Origin of the sequence: Brevibacterium spongiae (genome assembly GCF_026168515.1) — a bacterium.
Lineage (GTDB): Bacteria > Actinomycetota > Actinomycetes > Actinomycetales > Brevibacteriaceae > Brevibacterium > Brevibacterium spongiae.
In genome coordinates this window covers 891,950-912,192 of sequence record NZ_CP093443.1, presented here as the reverse complement: position 1 = coordinate 912,192, position 20,243 = coordinate 891,950, and the positions used below count along the sequence as shown (strand labels likewise).

Annotated in this window: 16 protein-coding genes; 5 read left to right on the top strand and 11 right to left on the bottom strand. The window is 66.1% G+C overall.

Annotated features, from left to right (window positions below):
* Nucleotides 1-37: 37 nt before the first annotated feature.
* From L1F31_RS03995 to L1F31_RS03985, 3 genes are all read right to left on the bottom strand, one after another.
* Nucleotides 38-1,579: an APC family permease gene (locus tag L1F31_RS03995; protein ID WP_429860944.1), complete on the bottom strand. Its 1,542-nt coding sequence runs from the start codon at nt 1,577-1,579 to the stop codon at nt 38-40.
* A gap of 137 nt (nt 1,580-1,716) precedes the next feature.
* On the bottom strand, nt 1,717-2,679 hold the full coding sequence (locus tag L1F31_RS03990) for an AraC-like ligand-binding domain-containing protein (protein ID WP_265419394.1): 963 nt from the start codon (nt 2,677-2,679) through the stop codon (nt 1,717-1,719).
* Nucleotides 2,680-2,851: 172 nt separating this feature from the next.
* Complete coding sequence (locus L1F31_RS03985) at nt 2,852-3,448, bottom strand: TetR/AcrR family transcriptional regulator (protein ID WP_265419393.1); 597 nt, start codon at nt 3,446-3,448, stop codon at nt 2,852-2,854.
* 100 nt (nt 3,449-3,548) lie between these two features.
* Between L1F31_RS03985 and L1F31_RS03980 the strand changes: the two genes are divergently transcribed.
* From L1F31_RS03980 to L1F31_RS03970, 3 genes are all read left to right on the top strand, one after another.
* Entirely contained in the window at nt 3,549-5,486 is a 1,938-nt protein-coding gene (locus L1F31_RS03980; protein ID WP_265419392.1) for a primary-amine oxidase, read from the top strand.
* Between the two features lie 194 nt (nt 5,487-5,680).
* A complete protein-coding gene (locus L1F31_RS03975) occupies nt 5,681-7,321 on the top strand; it encodes a GMC family oxidoreductase (protein ID WP_265419391.1) in 1,641 nt (546 codons plus the stop codon).
* 124 nt (nt 7,322-7,445) lie between these two features.
* Entirely contained in the window at nt 7,446-8,681 is a 1,236-nt protein-coding gene (locus tag L1F31_RS03970; protein ID WP_265419390.1) for a threonine/serine exporter family protein, read from the top strand.
* A 75-nt stretch (nt 8,682-8,756) separates the two neighbouring features.
* On the opposite strand, the gene L1F31_RS03965 is transcribed toward L1F31_RS03970, so the two are convergent.
* The 3 genes from L1F31_RS03965 to L1F31_RS03955 form a co-directional block, all read right to left on the bottom strand.
* A complete protein-coding gene (locus L1F31_RS03965; protein ID WP_265419389.1) occupies nt 8,757-9,722 on the bottom strand; it encodes an aldo/keto reductase in 966 nt (321 codons plus the stop codon).
* Between the two features lie 72 nt (nt 9,723-9,794).
* Nucleotides 9,795-10,658, bottom strand: coding sequence for an SDR family oxidoreductase (locus tag L1F31_RS03960; protein WP_265419388.1), 864 nt, complete (start codon nt 10,656-10,658; stop codon nt 9,795-9,797).
* Nucleotides 10,655-12,019 carry a flavin-containing monooxygenase gene (locus tag L1F31_RS03955; protein WP_265419387.1) on the bottom strand — a complete coding sequence of 455 codons (1,365 nt, stop codon included), beginning with the start codon at nt 12,017-12,019 and terminating at the stop codon, nt 10,655-10,657. The genes L1F31_RS03960 and L1F31_RS03955 overlap by 4 nt, the downstream gene beginning before the upstream one ends.
* Before the next feature lie 48 nt (nt 12,020-12,067).
* Between L1F31_RS03955 and L1F31_RS03950 the strand changes: the two genes are divergently transcribed.
* Nucleotides 12,068-12,817: a TetR/AcrR family transcriptional regulator gene (locus L1F31_RS03950; protein WP_265419386.1), complete on the top strand. Its 750-nt coding sequence runs from the start codon at nt 12,068-12,070 to the stop codon at nt 12,815-12,817.
* A 13-nt stretch (nt 12,818-12,830) separates the two neighbouring features.
* Here the strand turns inward: L1F31_RS03950 and L1F31_RS03945 are convergent, their stop codons facing one another.
* On the bottom strand, nt 12,831-13,676 hold the full coding sequence (locus L1F31_RS03945; RefSeq protein WP_265419385.1) for a DNA-formamidopyrimidine glycosylase family protein: 846 nt from the start codon (nt 13,674-13,676) through the stop codon (nt 12,831-12,833).
* A gap of 107 nt (nt 13,677-13,783) precedes the next feature.
* Between L1F31_RS03945 and L1F31_RS03940 the strand changes: the two genes are divergently transcribed.
* The gene (locus L1F31_RS03940; protein ID WP_265420384.1) at nt 13,784-15,718 is read left to right on the top strand and encodes an aconitate hydratase; all 1,935 of its coding nucleotides are present in this window, start codon (nt 13,784-13,786) and stop codon (nt 15,716-15,718) included.
* A gap of 162 nt (nt 15,719-15,880) precedes the next feature.
* Here the strand turns inward: L1F31_RS03940 and L1F31_RS03935 are convergent, their stop codons facing one another.
* The 4 genes from L1F31_RS03935 to L1F31_RS03920 all read right to left on the bottom strand — a co-directional run bounded on the left by L1F31_RS03935 (nt 15,881) and on the right by L1F31_RS03920 (nt 20,143).
* Nucleotides 15,881-17,359: a catalase gene (locus L1F31_RS03935; RefSeq protein WP_265419384.1), complete on the bottom strand. Its 1,479-nt coding sequence runs from the start codon at nt 17,357-17,359 to the stop codon at nt 15,881-15,883.
* A gap of 253 nt (nt 17,360-17,612) precedes the next feature.
* Nucleotides 17,613-18,977, bottom strand: a complete 1,365-nt coding sequence (locus tag L1F31_RS03930; RefSeq protein ID WP_265419383.1) for a hypothetical protein — start codon at nt 18,975-18,977, stop codon at nt 17,613-17,615.
* 198 nt (nt 18,978-19,175) lie between these two features.
* Nucleotides 19,176-19,733 carry a HutD family protein gene (locus L1F31_RS03925; RefSeq protein ID WP_265419382.1) on the bottom strand — a complete coding sequence of 186 codons (558 nt, stop codon included), beginning with the start codon at nt 19,731-19,733 and terminating at the stop codon, nt 19,176-19,178.
* Between the two features lie 47 nt (nt 19,734-19,780).
* The gene (locus L1F31_RS03920) at nt 19,781-20,143 is read right to left on the bottom strand and encodes a VOC family protein (RefSeq protein ID WP_265419381.1); all 363 of its coding nucleotides are present in this window, start codon (nt 20,141-20,143) and stop codon (nt 19,781-19,783) included.
* Nucleotides 20,144-20,243: the final 100 nt, after the last annotated feature.

Here is a 20,243-nt window from a genome sequence, read left to right as displayed (position 1 = left end):
TCGGGTCGGTCATGCGCCTCGGCGATGGGGCGGTCTCTCATCCCAGGCTTCCACCGGAACCGATTCCTGCATAGAGGTTCGGTGAGGACGAGCGGAGGACGAGGGCCCAGATGGTGCCGATGAGTCCGGGGACAAGGACGATGGCTGGCAGCAGCCAGGACAGGACCGTGGTGCCTTCTGTGCCGATGAGGACGTTGAAGTTGATGACGATGGAAACGAAGAGGATGAGGAGGCCGACCGCCGACAGCCCCGGCGCGATCGCGCGGGTCCACAGTGAGTACTCCCCTGCCTTCGTGCGCAGGAAGCCGACGACGGCGAGGGCGGTGAGCGCCATGAGCAGGACGAGGCCGAAGGCGCCCATGTTCGTCAGCCAGGTGAAGAGGGTGACGACGGGGAACAGCAGGTCATCGCTGCCGGAACCGACCACCGCGAAGACGAGGATGATCACGAGTGCCAGTCCCGACTGAGTGAGGGAGCCTGCCACCGGCGCACCGGTGCGCCGCGAAGTCCTGGCCAGACCCGCAGGAAGGACCCGGTCGCGGCCGAGGGCGAAGACGTAGCGGGCGACGATGTTGTGGAAGGCGACGAGCGCGGCCAACAGCGAGGTGAGGAACAGCAGGTTCGCCAGGTCGACGAACCACACCGGCGCGTGCTCGCCGAGGAAGACGAACATGAGGTCCGGGCCGAACTGCTGCGACCGGACGATGACCTTCGTCGCTCCCTCGCCGACGACCATCGCCCAGGCGGAGAACGCATAGAACACCGCGATGATGGACACGGCGATGACAGTGGCCCGACCTGCGGTGCGCTTGGGGTCCTTGACCTCCTCGTTGTAGATGGCCCCGGATTCGAAGCCCATGAAGGCCGCGATCGAGAACGCCAGGGCTGCACCGACTCCGGGGGCGAAGAGCTGGTCGATGGCGAAACCGTCGGTGGTGATGCCTTCGGGGCTGTGCGCGAGTCCGATGATGTCGAAGACGATGACGACGAGGAACTCCGCACCGACGATGATCCCGAGCACTTTCGCGGAGAAGTCGACTCGGAGGACTCCCATGATCCCGACGATGACCCACGCGATGAGGGCGCAGACCCACCATGACCAGGAGATGCCGAAGAGGGAGTCGAGGAAGGAGGAGAAGACGAAGCCGAACATCCCGGCGATGCCGATCTGCATGGCGTTGTAGGCCACCAGCGCGGTCATCGCCGCACCCATTCCGACGGGCTTGCCCAGTCCTTTGGAGATATAGGCGAAGAAGGCGCCGGCGTTGTGGACGTGGCGACTCATCGCCGCATAGCCGATCGCGAAGAGGATGAGGACGATCCCGAGGACAACGAAGGACAGCGGAATCCCGACCAGCCCGGTGACGGCGAAATTGCTGGGGACACCGCCGGCGACGACGGTCAACGGCGCCGAGGCGGCGATGATCATGAAGACGAGCGCGGGGATTCCGATGCGGCGGGCATCGAGTGAGGCCGTGGCCGCAGGGGCGTGTCCGACCTCTGTGGAAGGCTGATCGGCAGCGCCGCCGATCGGGGAACCCAGGCCGCCTTTGGCCGGTTCCGAGCTGAGAGTGCTCATGTGATCCACCTAACAGTAAGAGGGAATACTGCAAGTGTGATCGCCGGAGGCCTGCCGCGTCTTGGCTTTGCAGGCAGAGTTCTTGACGATTCGCGCATCCGGGGCAGGCCGACTCGGGCCCGCGCGGCCGAACCCCGTCAGTCGGACTGGGCGCTGCGGCGATATCCGGCGGGCGGCTGACCGACTGCGCTGCGAAAGAGGCGGGAGAAGTGCGCGGGATCGCTCAGCCCCCAGCGGGCGCCGATGGCGGCCACCGGAATCTGACGCTGTCCGGGGTCGGCGAGGTCGAGTCGGCATTTCTCGATGCGGCGGCGCCGGATCTCCCCGGCCACGGTCTCCCCGCTGCCTTCGAAGATCTGATGCAGGGTGCGCACCGAGATGAAGTGGGCGGCCGCGATGGTCGACGGGCTGAGCTGCGGGTCGGAGAGATGCGCGTCGATGAAGCTCGTGATCTCGGCCCACAGGCGCTGCCGCTCATCAACATCACCTCCGGCCGCCGAGAGTTCGTCGGCCATCACCGTGGTGAGCAGGTCGACGACGTTTCCGGCCAGCCGCACCCCGGTCGCCCGATTGAGGGTCGGCAGCATGGCCCCGGCCTGGGAGATGACCTGAGCGACGACCGCGCCGAGCTGGTGGTCGGTGCCGATCGGAGTGGCCGTGAGCTGGCCGACGGTTCCGGCGGGCAGGTTGACCCGCGACTGCGGGAACATCATGACGTAGGACGAGAAGTTCGAATCGAAGCTGAGCGTGTACGGGCGGGACGTATCGTAGATGGCCAGGGTTCCGGGCGCCAGGGCGACCTCGCGCCCGTCCTGGATGAGCAGGCCGTGTCCGTCGAGCTGCAGCGAGACCTTGAAGTAGTTCGTCCCGGCAGAGCAGTCGTGCGCCCCCGATCGGGCACGGGCGATCAACTCGGGAGTGCGCAGGACGGCATGCGGGTTCGCATTGATCTGCGACATCACCACGGAGTCGTAGTCACGCGCGCTGATGCGCCCCTGGAATCCGCCGCGGCGCTGAGGCTCGGTGTCGAGGGGGACGAACGAGTCCGAGACCAGGCTCTGCCAGCCGTCGAAGTCGTTCGCGGTGTCTTCAAGCAACATCGTCGTCCTTAGATCGCTCGGCCCCGACCGCTTCGTCGAAGGCGTGTTGTCCGGTCACTCTATCCCCAACCGGCGGGGCAGTCACGACCCTGAGCCAGATTACCGACCATTCGGTCGCTTACCGACGACCCGGTGGCCTCCGGCCCCACCTTGCCGCTGCGGCGGCCCTGGGTCAGCTCTGCCGTCCCAGCCGACCGATGACATAGTCGAGCTGGGCCCGGAACCCGTCGAAGTCGAATCCGCGTCCGCCGATGATCGCTGTGGTCTGCGCCCCGAGCAGGTAGGTGAGGAGGACTTCCGTTTCGGACTCGATGTCCGCCTCGCCGCGCAGCTCACCGTCCGTACGGGCCTGTTCCAGCCACGCGACGATCCACGTCCGCCACAGCTCCATGGTCTCGGCGGTCGCGCGGGCATGCTCGGGGTTCTGGGCCACCTCGGCGAGGTAGGACAGAACAACGCGGGCTTCGTCGCGCAGCTGCGGCGTCACCGGGAGCACCTCGTGGGCGAAGGCGCGCAGAGCGCCGAGTCCGCGCTGCCCCTGCGTCGAAATCGTCACCCGGGAGTTCGTGGCCTCGAAGACGAATAGGTAGGTGGCCGCGAGGAGGTCCGCCTTCGAGCCGAAATACGTCTTGACGACCCCGTTGGCGAAGCCGGCTTCGGTGGCGATATCGCGCATCGTCGCCCCGTCGAGCCCTTGCCGCGCGATCAGGCGCAGCGTCGCCTGCACGAGGTCCCGACGACGCTGATCATGGTCGACGATCTTGGGCATGATTCCTCCGCAGCGGTGCAATTCGGGTCTTGACTTTATTTCCTACAAGTGTAGATTTTAGCGTGACTCAGCCCACAGGCCCAGATTGCAAAGGTGCATAATGTCCTGCCATTCCTCCGCTGCCGTCGCCGAGGCGACCTCAGCCACCCCTTTCACCCTGCCCACCGAAACCGAGATCGCAGGCGTCACCTCGGTGCTGCGCTCGGCCGGGCACTTCCCCGACACAGCCCGCATGGCCTATGTCGGCCTGCTCGACCCCGTGCGCGGCACAGATCGGACCGCCGCCGAGGTGGACCGCCGTTTCCGTGCCTTCATCCTCGACAAGACCGCCGGCACGGCCCGCGACATCATCGTCTCGGTCACCCGTGAGTCGGTCGAGACCGTCACCGAGGTGGACTCGACCGAGATGGGCGAGTTCCCTGTCATGGAAGAGGAGTTCGAGGTCGTCGAGGAGGTCCTCGCTTCCGATCCGACATGGCTGGCCAGCCTCGAGAAGCGCGGGCTGCCCGTCGAAGAGGTGCGAGTGGCACCGCTGTCGGCCGGTGTCTTCGAATACCCGGAGGAGAAGGGCCGCAGGATCCTGCGCGGCCTGGCCTTCCACCAGCAGCACGAGGCTGATTCTGCGTGGGCGCACCCGATCGACGGACTCGTCGCCTATGTCGACGTCACGAACAAGACCGTCGACCAGATCCTCGACCTCGAGGTCGTCCCGGTGCCTGCCGAACACGGGAACTACACGGACCCGGAGCTCACCGGTCCTGTGCGGACCACGCAGAAGCCGATCTCGATCACGCAGCCGGAGGGCCCGAGCTTCACGGTCACCGAGGGCAACCACATCGAATGGGAGAAATGGTCCTTCGATGTCGGCTTCGACATGCGCGAAGGCCTCGTGCTGCACAATATCGCTTTCGATGACGGCGAGCGCCGTCGCACGATCCTCGACCGGGCAGCTATCGCGGAGATGGTCGTTCCCTACGGCGACCCCTCCCCGGTGCGGTCGTGGCAGAACTACTTCGACACCGGAGAATATCTCGTCGGGCAGTGGGCGAACTCGCTCGAGCTCGGGTGTGACTGTCTCGGCGACATCACCTACCTCTCCCCCTGGGTGGCGAACAACCTCGGCGAACCCCGGCAGATCAAGAACGGCATCTGCATGCACGAGGAGGACGCCTCGATCCTGGCCAAGCATTCGGACCTGTGGTCGGGGGTGGCCTACACTCGCCGCAACCGTCGCTTCGTCGTCTCGTTCTTCACTACGGTCGGCAACTACGACTACGGCTTCTACTGGTATCTCTACCTCGACGGCACGATCGAGTTCGAGGCCAAGGCCACCGGTGTCGTCTTCACTTCCGCGCTGCCGAATGGGTCGACGGATTTCGCCTCGGAGATCGCGCCCGGCCTCGGCGCACCGTTCCACCAGCACCTCTTCGGTGCCCGACTCGACTTCGCCCTCGACGGCGGCAAGTGCCGGGTCGAGGAGGAGGACGTCGTCAGGCTCCCGGTCTCGGACGACAATCCGCGCGGCAATGCCTTCAGCCGGTCCCGCACCGTCCTGGGTTCGGAGCTCGAGGCGCAGCGTGATGCGGACCAGTCGAAGGCTCGGACCTGGGTGGTGACGAATCCGGAGTCGGTCAACCGCCTCGGCGAACCTGTCGGTTACAAACTGCATCCGATGGGCCTGCCGACCCTGCTGGCGGATGAGGATTCGTCGATCCATCGCCGCGCGACATTCGCGTCGAAGGCGCTGTGGGTGTCGCAGTATCACGAGGACGAACGCTATCCGACCGGTGATTTCCCGAACCAGCATGCCGGGCATGCGGGGCTGCCGGCATGGACCGCCGCGGACCGGAACGTCGATGGTGAGGACATCGTGGTCTGGCACAGCTTCGGGCTCACTCACTTCCCGCGGGTCGAGGACTGGCCGATCATGCCCGTCGACACCGTCGGCTTCAAGCTGCGCCCCGAGGGCTTCTTCGACCGCTCCCCCGTCCTCGACGTCCCGGCGCCGGAGTCCGGCAGCACCTGCTGCGACTCCTAACCTCCCCATTTGCTACTTGACGGGTCCCCAGCAACCCGGCGAGGGGTTGCTGGGGACCCGTCGGGTAGCACGGAGGGCTTGAGCAGGCACGGAATTGACGATGCGCGCACAACCGTCAGCGACGGCTTGCCGAATCGTGCACACCTCAACCGCCCCCATTCCGCCATAGTGACCGGCGTCACTAGCCTGTGGCCATGACTACTGAGCATGAAGCAGGCACCGTGGCCTCGAACACCGCAGACCACCCGGATACGTTTCCCACGAAGTTCCCGACCGAGCGATTCGACTACATCGTCGTCGGCGCGGGCTCGGCCGGGTGCGTGCTCACCCGCCGCCTCCTCGACGCCGGCAAGAAGGTCTGCCTCGTTGAGGCCGGTGAGGACGAGACCAATCCGAACATCGACCATCTCAACAACCTCGGCCTGATCTGGCACTCGGCCCAGGACTGGGACTACTACACTCCCCCGCAGCCAGCGGCGATGGACCGTCGCATTCATCTGCCGCGCGGCAAGGTGCTCGGCGGCTCGAATGCGCTCAATGCCGTCATCTGGGTCCGCGGCGACGCGTGGGACTACGAGCAGTGGGTCGAGGCCGGATGCCCGGGATGGTCATGGGACGATGTCCTCCCCGTTTTCGAAGCGATCGAGAACTATGACGGGGAGATCACTGCAGGTCGGGGCACCGGCGGGCCGATGGATGTGCGTGTCGGCTACGAACGCAATCCCCTGCAGGAGGACATGTTCACAGCCGCCGAACAGACCGGTGTGCCCGTCAACGAGGACTACAATTCCGGCAGCGTCGAAGGCGTCGGACGGATCCAGCTCAACGTCCGCGACGGCAAACGACTGAACACATGGCGCGCCTACCTCAAGCCCCGCCTCGGCGATGGCAATCTCACAATCCTCACCTCGGCTCACGCACGTCGGCTCCTCCTCGACGGGACGACGGTCACCGGTCTTGAGGTCGATTTCCGCGGTCGGGTCGGCACCTTGTCCGCCGCTGAGGTCGTCCTCTCCGCCGGTGCTCTGGCGTCTCCCGAACTGCTCCTGCGCTCGGGCATCGGTCCCGCCGCGGAGCTCGCCGAGGTCGGGATCGACTCGGTCCACGACCTGCCGGGAGTCGGTAAGAATCTCCAAGATCACTGGCTCTCGCCTGTCGTCTTCTCAACCGGCGACCGGGAAGTGCCGATGGGCGAGGTCGCACCGGCGGAGGTTCACTTCTTCGCGAAGTCCCGGCCCGAGGTGCCGGTGCCCGACACTCAGCCCCTGTTCTTCTCCGTACCGATGTACGCCCAGGATGCCGCCCCTGCCGCACAGACCGGTCCGGGTCCCGGCGGAGCCTTCACCTTGCAGGGCGGCCTGGTGCGCCCGGAGTCTCGCGGCGAGGTGCGGCTCAGCGGACCGAATCCGCAGGATCCGCTCATCGTCGATCCGCGTGTGCTCTCTGAGCAGGCCGATGTCGACGCGCTCGTCGCCTCGGTGAGGCAATGCCGTGAGATCGGCCGGGCAGAAGCGCTGTCACCGTGGCAGCCGACGGAGATCTATCCCGGCCCCGAGGTGGCCGACGAGGATCTCGAGGACTATGTCCGCGGGTCGGTCGTCACCTATCACCACCAGGCCGGGACCTGCCGGATGGGTACGGACGCCGAGGCGGTCGTCGACCCGAGCACCTTCGAGGTCCGTGGCCTGACCGGCCTGCGCCTGGCCGATGCGTCGATCATGCCGTTGGTGCCGACGGGGAATACGAACGCTCCGACGATCATGATCGCCGAACGCGCCGCAGCCGCGCTCGTCGGCTCGAGTGTGGAGGGCATCACCGCTCCCGCCTCCCACTGACTCCCTCATTTGCTACCCGACGGGTCCCCAGCACCGTGGCGCCGGGTTGCTGGGGCGCCGTCGGGTAGCAAGGGGCTGGTATCTTCTACTTCGTCGGCCGATCTGCAGACGAGAGGGACTGGGAGTGCACGAGGCAAGCGAAACGACCGTTCCCGCTCAGGAGCTGCTGGTGACCATCGGGGCCGGGCTGCTCGCCGGCGGGATCTCCTCGGTCGACGTCGAAGATGCCCTGACCGGCCTGGCGCCCGCCGTCGGATTGAAATCCATCAATGTCGCCGCCCTGCCCAAGGGGCTGTTCCTCACCGTCGGCCCCGGCAGTCCCACCCGGTTCGAACGCATCGGCCCTGATCTCCGGTTCGACCAGACCGCGAAGCTGCTCGACATCGTCGACGCTCTGCGATCCCGACGCCTCGGCGTCGAAGCAGCCCGACGCATGATCGACACCGAGGTCGTCGCCAGTGCCCCGCGATGGCCCGCGTGGGTGACCTACCTCGGGGCGCTGCCCATCGGCATCGGACTCTGCCTGCTGCTCGAACCGGGACCGGTCAACCTCGCCTTCGCCGCCTTCGGCTCCCTCATCGTCGCCGGCGTCCTGGCGCTCAACGCCAGGCATCCCAGCCTCGGCCCGCTGCTGCCGGTCGCCTCGGCGTTCATCGTCGCCGTCCTCATGCTGATCGGCTACCGACTCGATTGGCTCGAGAGTCCGCTGCGCACGATCGTCGCCACCCTCGCCCTGCTGCTGCCCGGCAGCGCTGTGGTCACGGGTCTCACGGAGATCTCGGCCGGCGCCCTATCGGCCGGCAGCTCACGGCTCGTCTCCGCCACCGTGCAGCTGGCGATGTTCATCGCCGGAGTCGCGGGTGCCGCCGTGATCACCGGAACAGGCGCCGAGGCGCTTGCGAACTCCCAGCTGACCGATTCGACGTGGTGGCTCTCCGCCCTCGGAGTGGCCGCCGCGACCGTCGGCCTCATCCTCTACCTGCACACCCCGCTCGAACACACGGTGCCGATCGTCCTGACCATCGGTGCGGCGGCGCTCGCACAGTTGGGCATCGGTGCCCAGTTCGGTGCCGCCATCGGCGGCCTCGCCGGTGCCCTGACCGCCTCGTTGGTGGCCGTCGTCCTCTCCCGCCTGCCGCGGGGTCCGATCTGGCGGATCAGCTTCGTGCCCGCCTTCCTCGTCGTCGCACCCGGATCGTTCGGGCTCCTCAACGCCTCGCAGATCGAATTCGGCAATGGTGCCGGAGTCACCGGCAGCCTGCTTGCGGCAGGGGCGACGTTCTTCACGATCGCCATCGGCACGGTCATCGGCTCGGCGCTGGCCCATGCGGCCGAACCCAAGGACGAAATCGTCGCCTGAGACCCTCCCAAACAACCCGACGGCCTCCCAGCACCGTGGCGCCGGGTTGCTGGGGGCCCGTCAGGTAGTAATGGGTTAGGAGGGGTCTTCCTGGGCGAACGGTGCCGAGGCCGAATCGAGCCGCTCGACCTCGTCCGCGCTGAGTTCGAGCTCGGGTGCGGCCATGAGCGCTTCGAGCTGCTGGGGCGTCCGGGCAGATGCGATCGGAGCCGTCACTCCCTTGGCCAGCAGCCACGACAGCGCCACGGTCGTCGGCGCCACTTCATGGGACTTCGCGATCGCCACGAGATCATCGACGGCCTTGAGGCCCTCGGCGCCCATATATCCCTGGACCATTGCGCCGCGATCGGCGCCCTCGAGGTCGGCCTCGCTGCGGTATTTGCCGGTGAGGAATCCGGCGGCGAGGCTGAAGTAGGAGAACACGGCCAGGTCGTGCTTCTCGGCTACAGGGCGCAGATCGGTCTCGTACTCGTGGCGGTAGACGAGGCTGTACTGCGGCTGGATGGCGACCGGCTTGACCAGGCCTTCGTCCTCGCAGGCGGCGAACCACGCGGCCAGGCGGGCCGGCGAATAGTTCGACACGGCGATGTGCGTGGCCTTACCGGACCGCACGATCTCATCGAAGACGCGGGCCACCTCGGCGATGGGGGTCACCTCATCGTCACGGTGGGCATAGTAGAGGTCGACGTAATCGGTCTGCAGCCGCTCGAGCGAGGCATCGATGGCGGTGCGGATATAAGCGGGATCCTGGGTTTTGTGGTCGGGGTGATCGCCGACCTTCGTGGCGATGATGACGTCATCGCGGTTGTCACGACTGGCCAGCCACGTGCCGATGATGGTCTCGGATTCGCGACCGGTCTTCCCGGGCACCCAGGCCGGGTACGACTCGGCGGTGTCGAGGAAATTTCCTCCCGCAGCGACAAAGGCGTCGAGGACGGCGTGGGATTCGGCTTCGTCGGCCGTCCAGCCGAAGGTGTTCGTGCCGAGGTTGATCGGGAAGACGGACAGGTCGGTACCGGGGATCTGCTTCCGTGACGTCAAATTTTCCTCCATTCGTCGAGTGCTCGGGCCACATACGGCCCACACTTCCGCACAACGGAATCGTGGGGAGGACTATTCCGCCGAGGCGGCCTGGCCCTCTGTCCGCGAAGCGCGGGAGGTCGTGAACGCCGCCTTTTCGTAGCCGGCCCGAGCGTCCTCCCGCACCTGCGCCACCTGGTCGGGGACCATGGCTGCGAAGACACGGTCCCTGACCGGCTGCGGCAACAGGCCGGCCACTCGGGTGACCGGGCCGATGAAGCCGGGGACAGTGATCTCGAAACGGGGCCGATGCGCGGCCGCGACGACGGCACCCGCAACATCATCGGGACGCAGCAGCGGGCCCGCCCCGGTCCCGGTTCCCGCGGCCAGGACGGTGTCGACGACGACGGGCATGACCACGGAGATGTCGACCCCGGCCCCGCGCATCTCCGCGCGCACCGCCCTGAGGTAGCCGAGCACCCCGTGCTTGGTCGCCGCGTACGTCGCCTCCCCCGGGGTGGGCAGGATCGAGGCCGCCGAGGCGACCGTGATGAGGTGCCCGCGCCCGGCCTCACGCATGGCAGGCGCGGCCGCCTTGATGCCGTTGATGACGCCGAGGAGGTTGACCTCGACCTGCGCGCGAGCTGCCGACTCCGGTTCTTCGTCGAAGCCTCCGACCCACATGATGCCGGCATTGTTGACGAGCACGTCGATGGGGCCGAGATCGCGGCGGACGTCGTCGAGGAAGTCCGTGAACGAGTCGAAGTCGGTGACGTCGAGCGGATAGGCATGCACGCCGAGCTCGGCGCCGGTTTCCCGTACGGTCGCGAGGTCGCGGTCGCCGATGGCCACTCGGGCTCCGGCGGCAGTGAGGCGAGCGGCGATCGCCTTGCCGATACCGCGTGCCCCGCCGGTGATGGCCACGACCGTGCCGCGAGATGTGCGTGTCCGGCTCATGCGGCGACCGCCCTCTTCTTCATCTCCCGTTCGATCTCCCACAGGTAGTGGTCGAAGTCGACTTCCATGGTGTGTCGGGGCGAATCGTAGAACTGCTTCTTGTTCCGGCGGTCGTCGCGGGCCATCTGCTTGACCATGTCCCGTCGGCTCGGCAGCTCGTAGGCTCCGGTGAGGATCTTCGCCACGAGCTTCGCCTGGACCTCGGACAGCGGCATGACCGCCCCCACCGGTTGGAGCAGTCCGATGAAGAACAGTCCCGGCCTGTCGGGGTGGACCATCCGCTTCCACAGCGGCAGGTCGTTGTTCTCGACGTCGACGACGTCCGAGGACAGGAACGGGAACGACACCCGGTAACCGGTGGCCCAGACGATGAGGTCGGCCGGTGCCGAGGTGCCGTCGGTGAAGACGACACGGTCGCGCTCAAGGCGGTCGATCCCCGGACGCACCGTCACGGCACCTGCCTTGAGCCGGTCCCGGATGGCATCCGACTGCACAGGGTGGGACTGGCCGGGGGTGTGCGGAGGCACCGGCAGTCCGTATCTCTTCAGTCCTCCGGAGGCGAGCGCACCGAGGCGCAGCCTGGCCGAGGTCATCCACCAGGGTGCCCATCCGGGCAGGACGACCTGGTCCGTCGCCATGCCCATGACCGTCTTCTTCATCACCCATTGGCCGCGTCTGATCGAGAGGTTGACGCTGCGGGCCCGGTGGGAGCCTTCGACGGCGATGTCCATGGCCGAATTGCCGGCACCGACGACGACCACATCGCGTCCTTCGAGCTGGTCACCGCTGCGATAGTCGTGGGCGTGGATCTGTTCGCCGTCGAACTCCCCCGGATAAGCGGGGTCGGGCCACCGGGCATCCCAGTGATGGCCGTTGGCGACCATCACCGCGTCGTAGTGCCGGGTCTCTGTTCCGGCAGCGGAGGTGATGTCGACATCCCAACCGCCGCGGCCGCCTCGGCGAACATCGGTGACCTCGGTGTTGAAGGTGATGGTGTGCCCGAATCCGAAGTGGTCGACATAGTCGCGGAAGTAGTCGAAGACCTGATCGTGGCGGGCGTAGTGCGGGTAGTGCTCGGGCATCGGGAAGTCCGAGAAGGCCATGCGCGGGCACGAGGTGTTGATCTGCAGCGTCTCGTAGCAGGCGCTCTGCCCGTTGGGGTTGTCGAAGAGCCAGGTGCCCCCGATCTCGCTGCCCTTTTCGAAGCAGTCGAACGGGATGGCCGAGGTGTAGAGGGTCTTCGCCGCGGCGATGCCCGAGGATCCTGCCCCGATGATGCAGACCTTCGGCAGTGAGGGGTCCGGAGCGATGGGAGCAGTGTGGGCCGGGGCGCGACGACCTTGTCGAATCATGTAAGCCATGACACAGAGTATGCCAGTGAAAATATGAATTTTCACTATAATGGGGATATGGATTCTCCTCCGGCCCAGCCCACTCCCCCACGTCGCTGGCACGGCACCCTGCGGGCGGAGCGAGATTCGGCCCGCCGCGAACGCCTGCTCGAGGCCGCTCTGAACCTCTACGGAACGATCGGGTTCCGCAAGACCTCGGTGCAGGCGCTGTGCCAGGAATCGGGAGTCTCCAGCCGGTCGTTCTATGAGCTCTTCCCGACTCAGGAGAGCCTCCTCGAAGAGCTCTACATCGAACTCAACAATGAGATCATCACCGCCCTCGACACCCTGCAGCTCGCCTCCACGGACACCCTCTTCGCCTCCACATACCGGGTCGTCGACACCGCGCTGGCCCCGATGCTCGACGACGAACGCAAGGCCAGGGTCCTCGAGGTCGAGGTGGTGGGAATCTCCGAATCGCTGGAGAACCGCCGCCACCTGACGATGCGTCTGCTGGCGGCCGCGATCTCCGCCGCCGTAGTCGAGTTCGATCAGGCCTATCGGGTGATCGACGAAACGACGCCGACCACCGCCGAGGAGGTGCCGACCACGGTAGGGCCGACCATCACCGAGGAGGGACCTGGCTTCGGTCTCACCAGCCTCGTCCTCGTCGGCGGGATCACCGAAGTCCTCGTGCAGAGAATCCATACCCCACCCGGCCAGCGGACGGCGAGAGGCGACTTCCTTACCGAGATCGCCGAGGTGGTTCTGCGGGCTCATGGCATCGCCGAGCGGCAGTTCCATTCCCTGCCGCTGCAGGGACCCTGATCGCGGCCCGCGCCTATTTGAGCAGCCGGTCCATGCGCCGGTCCGAGAGCTTCTTCCCGCCAGTCTGACACGTCGGACAGTACTGCAGCGATTTCTCGGCGAACGACACCTCCGCGATCGTCGACCCGCAGACCGGACAAGGCTGACCGGTGCGGCCGTGGACGGAGAATCCGCGCTTCTTCGCGGCTTTGACCTTGCTTGGCGGCAGGCCGATGAGTGCCTCACGGGCGGCGCCGAGGACAGTGTGGATCGCTGCCAGCAGCCGACCGGCGTCGACGGAGTCGGCCGGAGCGAACGGGGAGATCTTCGCGGTATGGAGGATCTCATCGGAGTAGGCGTTGCCGATGCCCGCGATGATCTCCTGATCCTCGAGGACATTCTTGATCCGCCCGTGGGAGGTCGACAGCGCAACGGCGAACTGGTCGTCATCGACCTTCAGAGCGTCGGGTCCGGACGCGGCGAGGGCGGCCACCTCGGCGCGATCGGAAACGAGGGCCACCGAGGCGTTCTTCTTCGTTCCCGCCTCGGTGAGGTCGATGCCCGCCCCTGAGGCCAATCGGATGCGCATCCCCAAAGGACCCTTGCCCATCTTCAGTGGGGCGGTCGGAACCCTGTCGTGCCAGACCAGCCAGCCGGCTCGGGCGAAGCGGCAGACGAGGTCGAGGCCGGCGAATTCGATGATGAGGGACTTGCCGACGCGAGCGGTCCCGGTGATCTCGAGACCGGCGAGTGAGTCGAGGCTCGGGTCAACGGTTTTGAGCAGGCTGAGTTCGGCGATGTCGATGCGTTCGACGAAGTCACCGACGATCTTCCGGCGCAGGAACTCAGCGAGCGCGTCGACCTCTGGCAGTTCCGGCATGGGTCAATTATGCGCCCTTGTGGCCCCACTACACGAGGGATACGGTGAGGAGAGAATTCGAATGCGTGCATCCCCACGGATTCGATCGCTGCTACAGGAGGTTGATGATGGCCGAGAATGTCGCGCAGAAACTCATCCGATCGCATCTGGAGTCCGGGGAGCTCGCTCCCGGAAACGAACTCGGGATCCGAATCGACCAGACGCTCACCCAGGATGCAACCGGCACTCTGGTCATGCTCGAGCTCGAGGCGCTCGGCCTCGATCGGATCCGCACGGATCTGTCCGTGCAATACGTCGATCACAACCTGCTGCAGACCGATGAGAAGAACCCGGAGGACCACGAGTTCCTCCGCTCTGCGGCGGGACGGTTCGGACTGTGGTTCTCTCCTGCCGGCAACGGCGTCTCCCACCCCGTCCACCAGTCCCGGTTCGGCAAACCCGGGGCCACCCTCATCGGTTCGGACTCCCACACATGCGCGGCCGGGGCGCTGGGAATGCTCGCCATCGGCGTCGGCGGTCTCGAGATCGCCATGGCCATGGCCGGTGAGCCGCTCTACATCAGCGCTCCGCAGATCATGGGCGTCGAACTCACCGGAACACTGCCCGACTGGGTCTCGGCCAAGGACGTCATCCTCGAGATGCTGCGCCGCCACGGCGTCAAGGGCGGAGTCGGCAAGATCATCGAATACCACGGCGACGGGCTGAAGAACCTCACCGCCATGGACCGTCACGTGATCGCGAACATGGGGGCCGAGCTCGGTGCCACCGCCACCGTCTTCCCTGCCGACGACGCCGTCCGCGACTACCTCGAGGCCAGTGACCGCGCCGACGATTTCACCCGACTCGAAGCCGACGAGGGCGCCGAATACGACCTCACCGACACCATCGACCTCTCGCAGCTCGAACCGCTCATCGCCGCACCGTCATCGCCGGGCAACGTCACCCCGGTGCGCGAAGTCGCCGGCGCAGACGTCTTCCAGGTCGTCATCGGCTCCTCCGCGAACCCGGGGCTGCGGGACTTCGCCGTGGTCGCGCAGACTCTGGCCGAGCGGCAGATCCATGAACAGATCTCCCTCGACATCAACCCCACCTCCCGTGAGGTTCTCGCCGATCTCATCGCCGGCGGCTGGCTGACCTCCCTGGTCGGCTCCGGGGCCCGGATCCACCAGTCGGGCTGCATGGGCTGCATCGGGATGGGTCAGGCACCGGCGGTCGGCCGCAACAGTCTGCGCACCATGCCGCGCAACTTCCCCGGGCGGTCCGGCACCGATGAGGATTCGGTGTGGCTGTGTTCGCCGGAGACCGCTGCCGCGGCCGCGCTGACCGGGAAGATCACCGACCCGCGCGACCTCGACATGGACTATCCCGGCGTGCGGCTGCCGAAGAAGTTCTCTGCGAACCGGAAGATGCTCGTGCCTCCGCTCGAGCCGGAAGAGGCGCGGAAGGTCGAACTCGTCAAGGGCTCGAACATCTCGACCCTGCCCGACTTCGAACCGCTGCCCGACGACATCGATCTGGAGATTCTGCTCAAGGTCGGCGACAACGTGTCCACCGACGAGATCATGCCCGCCGGGTCCCGTGTGCTGCCGTACCGGTCGAACATTCCGAAGATCTCCGAGTTCGTCTACATCCAGGTCGACGACACCTACGCCACTCGTGCGATCGAGCATGACGGCGGCCATGCCATCGTCGGCGGAGAGAACTACGGGCAGGGCTCGTCCCGTGAGCATGCGGTCATCGCTCCCCGCTACCTGGGGCTGCGGGTGGTGGTGGCGAAATCTCTGGCCCGTATCCATTGGCAGAACCTTGCGAACTTCGGTGTTCTCGCTCTCGAATTCACCGATGAGGCCGACTACGAGGCTCTGTCCCAGGGCGATGTGCTCGCCTTCCGCGGCCTGCGCGATGAGCTCGGCAAGGGGACGACGATCACCGCCGAGGCGGCCGGTCGGACGTTCGAATTCAGCCATGGCCTTTCGCCTCGTCAGGTCGAGATGGTCCTCGCCGGCGGCCGCATCCCCCAACGCGCCGCCCACCTCGCCTAACCCCTCCTACTACCCGACGGGCCCCCAGCAACGTGGCGAACGGTTGCTGGGGGCCCGTCGGGTAGCAATAGGGAGAGAGAAGAGACGACGGCGGCCCGGGTATCTGTTCGGTACCCGGGCCGCCGTGTGTTCGAACGGTCAGACGCTCAAAGTCTCAGAGCCTCAGCCCTTCACCTTGGCCTCGATGGCCGCGCCGACCTCTGCGTCGATGTTCTTCCAGTACTGGATCGCGTTCGACAGCACCGGCTCTTCGACTCCGTCGGAGAGTCCGCCGACGACGGTCTCGATAAGACCCTGACGCTCTTCCTCGGTGTAGACCTCGCGCACCAGGGTGTGCGCCTGACCGAAGTCATCATCCTCGGAGTGCAGGCTGTAGGCGCTGCGCACGAGTTCGCCATCGGATTCCCAGCCGTTGTCGACCGGACCCTGTTCGTCCTGGTAAGAACGTCCATACGAGTTCGGGGCGTAGACCGGTGCATTACCCGAGTGGTGGTACTGCATCTGGCCTTCCTTGTCGTACGAGTTCGTCTTCGTGACAGGGGCGTTGACCGGCAGCTGGTTGAAGTTCGTGCCGATGCGGTTGCGCTGCGCATCCGGGTACGAGAACACGCGGCCCAGCAGCATCTTGTCCGGCGAGAGCCCGGTGCCCGGCACGGTGTTCGAGGGGCTGAAGGCCGCCTGCTCGATCTGTGCGAAGTGGTTCGAAGGGTTCTTGTTGAGCGTGAACCGGCCCACCTCGATGAGCGGGTAGTCCTTCTTCGACCAGGTCTTCGTCAGATCGAAGGGGTTGAACCGGTAGTCCTTGGCCTCTTCGTACGGCATGATCTGGACGCTGAAGGTCCAGGACGGATAGTCGCCGCGCTCGATGGCCTCGAACAGGTCGCGACGGTGGACGTCACCGTCTTCACCGGCAAGCTTGCCGGCTTCCTCGTTGCTCATGTTCTCCACACCCTGATCGGTGTGGAAGTGGTACTGGACCCAGAACTTCTCGCCCTCGGCATTGACCCACATGTAGGTGTGCGAGGAGTAGCCGTTCATGTGGCGCCAGCTCTTCGGCAGACCGCGGGGTCCCATGAGGTAGGAGACCTGGTGCGCCGATTCGGGCGAGAGTGACCAGAAGTCCCACTGCATGTTGTTGCTGCGCAGACCCGAATCGGGGGTGCGCTTCTGCGAGTGGATGAAGTCAGGGAACTTCATGGGGTCGCGGACGAAGAAGACCGGCGTGTTGTTGCCGACCATGTCGAAGTTGCCCTCTTCGGTGTAGAACTTCAGCGCGAATCCGCGCACATCGCGCCAGGAGTCGGGCGAACCGAGTTCACCGGCGACGGTGGAGAAGCGGGCGAGCATCGGGGTCTTCTTGCCCGGCTGCAGGAAGTCCGCCTTCGTGTATTTGGAGACGTCCCCGGTGATTTCGAGCTCGCCGAAGGCGCCGGAGCCCTTCGCGTGCGGGCTGCGCTCGGGCACGCGCTCACGGTCGAAGCGGGCCAGTTTCTCGACGAGTGCCACATCGTGGAGCAGAAGCGGACCGTCGGCTCCTACGCTCAGCGAGTGGGCGTCGGATTCCCTCGGCGCACCCGATTCGGTCGTCGAGGCCTTCTTATCGTCGTGTCCGGCGTATTCATGATCTGTATGTTGCGTCATCACATCTCCTTCAACCGTTTGACATCAGGCGACCGCGCGCCGTCCACCGTTTCTGCCGCACCGAAGAGATGTCTGTCTCGCCGGTGCTGTGGATCGGAGGGCTGCACATGCCTCGCCTGATCTCGATTTCCCGACTTCGGCTGTGCAGCGCTTCGGCTGTACAGCGTCGGAATTACTTTCAACCTAGCGAGGTTATCCATTCAGTACAACCCAGGGTAGACTTTATTCATTCCATTTTAGGGTGTTGATCAGCTCACCCCTGCGCCGAGGCGGCCGAACCCCCGCTCGAACCGCCGGCAGACCCGCCGGTTCCCGAGCCCGACGACCCGCCGCTGCCCGCGGAGGATCCGCTGCCGCCGGTGGCCGATGAGCCGTCCGTGCCGCCGCCGGTATCGCCTGCGCTCCCGGAGGCTCCCGCACTGTCCGAGGCTGTCGATCCGGTGCTTGCATCGGTGCCGTCGGAGGTCGTCGAGCCGGTATCGGTTCCGGTGTCTGTCGTGGTGTTCGCTCCCGGGTCGCCCTGGCTGGAATCCGTGCCCTGCGAGCCGGTCTCTCCCGTCGAGGTGGACTGCCCGGGCTGCCCGCCCGAGCCGCTGTCGGATGAGTTCTGCTGTCCGTCGGCGCTCGAGCCGGAGCCGCTGCTCGAGTCCTCACCGGACGATCCGGAATCGGAGGTCCCGGTATTCGTCTCCTCGCCCGTCGTCGACTGCCCCGAGACCGATCGTGAGATCTGCGAGGTGCCCGGGGAGATGTCGGCATCGGTAAAGGATTCGGCCATGACGACGCCGCCGAGCCCGATTCCGAAGGCGGCAACGCCGATCGTCAGCGGGTAGAGGACCCGCTTGCGGCGCAGATTCTGCCACCAGGTGCGGGGTTTGTCGTCGCGTCCGCTCTCTGCTTCGCTGTCGACCGTATCGTCTCCCTGCGCCGAGGCGGCTGTCTCGTCCGCGTTGCCACCGGCGGGTTCCGGTGGGGCGAAGGCCGAATCCTCGGCTAGTGAGGGATCAACAGCGGTCGCTTTGTCGGTGGGGTTCTTAGCGATCTTCGCCTTGACGGCCGGGGCAAGTTTGGAGCCGACCTCTTGGATCTTCTCCTTGCCTTTGTCGAGGCTGCGGCCGTACAGGGTGACGGCCAGCGCCGTGACGATGCTGGCGACTCCGGCACCGACGACAGTGCCGGCCACGCCGAGCTGACCGCCGATCACCGACGAGGTGGCTGCGGCGCCCGCACCGGCGATGAGCTGGGTGGCTGAGATCCTGCCCTCGGACTTCTTCTCATCCTCGGCCTTCTCAGTGCCCTCTTCGACGTGTGTCGCAGCGGCAGTGGACGCGGTGGTCATCCCAGCCCTGGATCCGTCGGTCATGGCCCGCGTCTGCTCGGCGAGGTTTTCGTCATGGGTCGGCCCAGAGGATTGGTTCGCTGCGTTCGCGGCGTCCCGGCGGATCGGGTTGGGCGGCATCACCGGAGTGGTCACGTGTTCGGTCGGTGTGTGGGCCGCATTCGGGTGAGCTGCTGCGAGCTCTTCGGTGATCATCGGCAGGGTCTGGGAATGGTTCTGCGCGCGAGAGTCGTCTGTGGTGTCGCGCTGTCCGCTCTTCTCACTGTGGCCTGCCGTCAATGTTCCTCCAAAAGCCGGTGGAATTCCATTCTCGGACAGCGATGTTCGGGCATCCTGAAACCGTGTGACCGAAGCTGGGAAAGCCCTGATGGACGATGCCTTCGTAAAGGTTCCCACCTGGGATGATGCGTGAGAATGTGACCTGAAGGACAGCCGTCTCTCACCGATCTTTCAGGTCGGTTCGACGCCGGCGAGACTTCACTGCCCAGACTGCGGTCCGCTGAGTCCGACAACGGACCGTTCGTCGGCAAGAACGTCATCGGGCTCGAGCGCGAGAAGACAGAAGCGCGGGTGGTCAGGCGTGGGGTGCAAGGTGAGCACGAAGCGGAATTCATGTGTGGGAATCGGCACCCCGACGCTCATCGAGAGGACGTCGTCACCACCACCATCACCAAGGTCACCGACGCCGGATTCGGTCTCGTCGACCATGAGGTTGATGGCGAAGCAGCTCTCCGCCAATCCGACGAGGTTGACCTCCTGGCTGCCGTGGAAGCGTGCAGGCTCGGCAGGGCCCACCCGGCGCTCCTGCCCGTCGATTTCGAGAACCACCTCGCTGGTGGGCAGAAAGGTGCGGGCCAGTGTGGGCAGGGGTGAGAACGGGCTGGGCCTGTCCAACCGGGCGATGCTCAATCGCCACGGCCGCAATCCTGGGGTGAGTGTGGCCGACCCGGCGAGGGAGACGAGCTCGGTGGTCTCACCGGCGCCGTTGGCCCAAGCAACGGCGGGTCGGTCGGCGAAGGAGGCGAGCGCGCGCATGACTCAGCTGCGCACGGTCGGGTAGGGCCGCCTCGGTGCCGGTGAGCTCATCCCTTGCAGAGGCAGAACGGGTGACCGGCCGGGTCGAGGAAGACCCGGAACGTCTCGCCGGGCTGTTCGGGGGCTTTGCCCGCACCGATCTCGAGCACGGACTTCTCCGCGACGTCGAGGTCGTCGACGATGACGTCGAGGTGCATCTGCTGCGGGTGGGCCTGACCGGGCCAGCTTGGTGCGTGATAGTCCTCGACCTGCTGAACGCACAGCGGGGGCCAGGAATCGGAGGTGACTTCCGCCCAGGTGCCGTCCTCCTCGACGGTGACCTTCCAATCGAGGAGCTTTCCGTAGAACTCTGCGAGTTCGGCGGCGTCGGGAGCATCGAGTACGACCACAGGTTGCTTTGCGATAGCCATGACCTGAGTCTACGCCGCAGCACGGACATGGCGAAGGGGTCAGGAAACGGTGGCGTAGGCTCGTTGAGCAGATCCGCCGGGCGAGCGATCGCGCCGGCAC

Excerpts from the sequence above, each read along its gene's own strand:
- L1F31_RS03995 (WP_429860944.1), bottom strand. The coding sequence starts at position 1,579 with ATGAGCACTCTCAGCTCGGAACCGGCCAAAGGCGGCCTGGGTTCCCCG.
- L1F31_RS03990 (WP_265419394.1), bottom strand. The coding sequence starts at position 2,679 with ATGTTGCTTGAAGACACCGCGAACGACTTCGACGGCTGGCAGAGCCTG.
- L1F31_RS03985 (WP_265419393.1), bottom strand. The coding sequence starts at position 3,448 with ATGCCCAAGATCGTCGACCATGATCAGCGTCGTCGGGACCTCGTGCAG.
- L1F31_RS03980 (WP_265419392.1), top strand. The coding sequence starts at position 3,549 with ATGTCCTGCCATTCCTCCGCTGCCGTCGCCGAGGCGACCTCAGCCACC.
- L1F31_RS03975 (WP_265419391.1), top strand. The coding sequence starts at position 5,681 with ATGACTACTGAGCATGAAGCAGGCACCGTGGCCTCGAACACCGCAGAC.
- L1F31_RS03960 (WP_265419388.1), bottom strand. The coding sequence starts at position 10,658 with ATGAGCCGGACACGCACATCTCGCGGCACGGTCGTGGCCATCACCGGC.
- L1F31_RS03955 (WP_265419387.1), bottom strand. The coding sequence starts at position 12,019 with ATGGCTTACATGATTCGACAAGGTCGTCGCGCCCCGGCCCACACTGCT.
- L1F31_RS03950 (WP_265419386.1), top strand. The coding sequence starts at position 12,068 with ATGGATTCTCCTCCGGCCCAGCCCACTCCCCCACGTCGCTGGCACGGC.
- L1F31_RS03945 (WP_265419385.1), bottom strand. The coding sequence starts at position 13,676 with ATGCCGGAACTGCCAGAGGTCGACGCGCTCGCTGAGTTCCTGCGCCGG.
- L1F31_RS03940 (WP_265420384.1), top strand. The coding sequence starts at position 13,784 with ATGGCCGAGAATGTCGCGCAGAAACTCATCCGATCGCATCTGGAGTCC.
- L1F31_RS03935 (WP_265419384.1), bottom strand. The coding sequence starts at position 17,359 with ATGACGCAACATACAGATCATGAATACGCCGGACACGACGATAAGAAG.
- L1F31_RS03925 (WP_265419382.1), bottom strand. The coding sequence starts at position 19,733 with ATGCGCGCGCTCGCCTCCTTCGCCGACCGACCCGCCGTTGCTTGGGCC.
- L1F31_RS03920 (WP_265419381.1), bottom strand. The coding sequence starts at position 20,143 with ATGGCTATCGCAAAGCAACCTGTGGTCGTACTCGATGCTCCCGACGCC.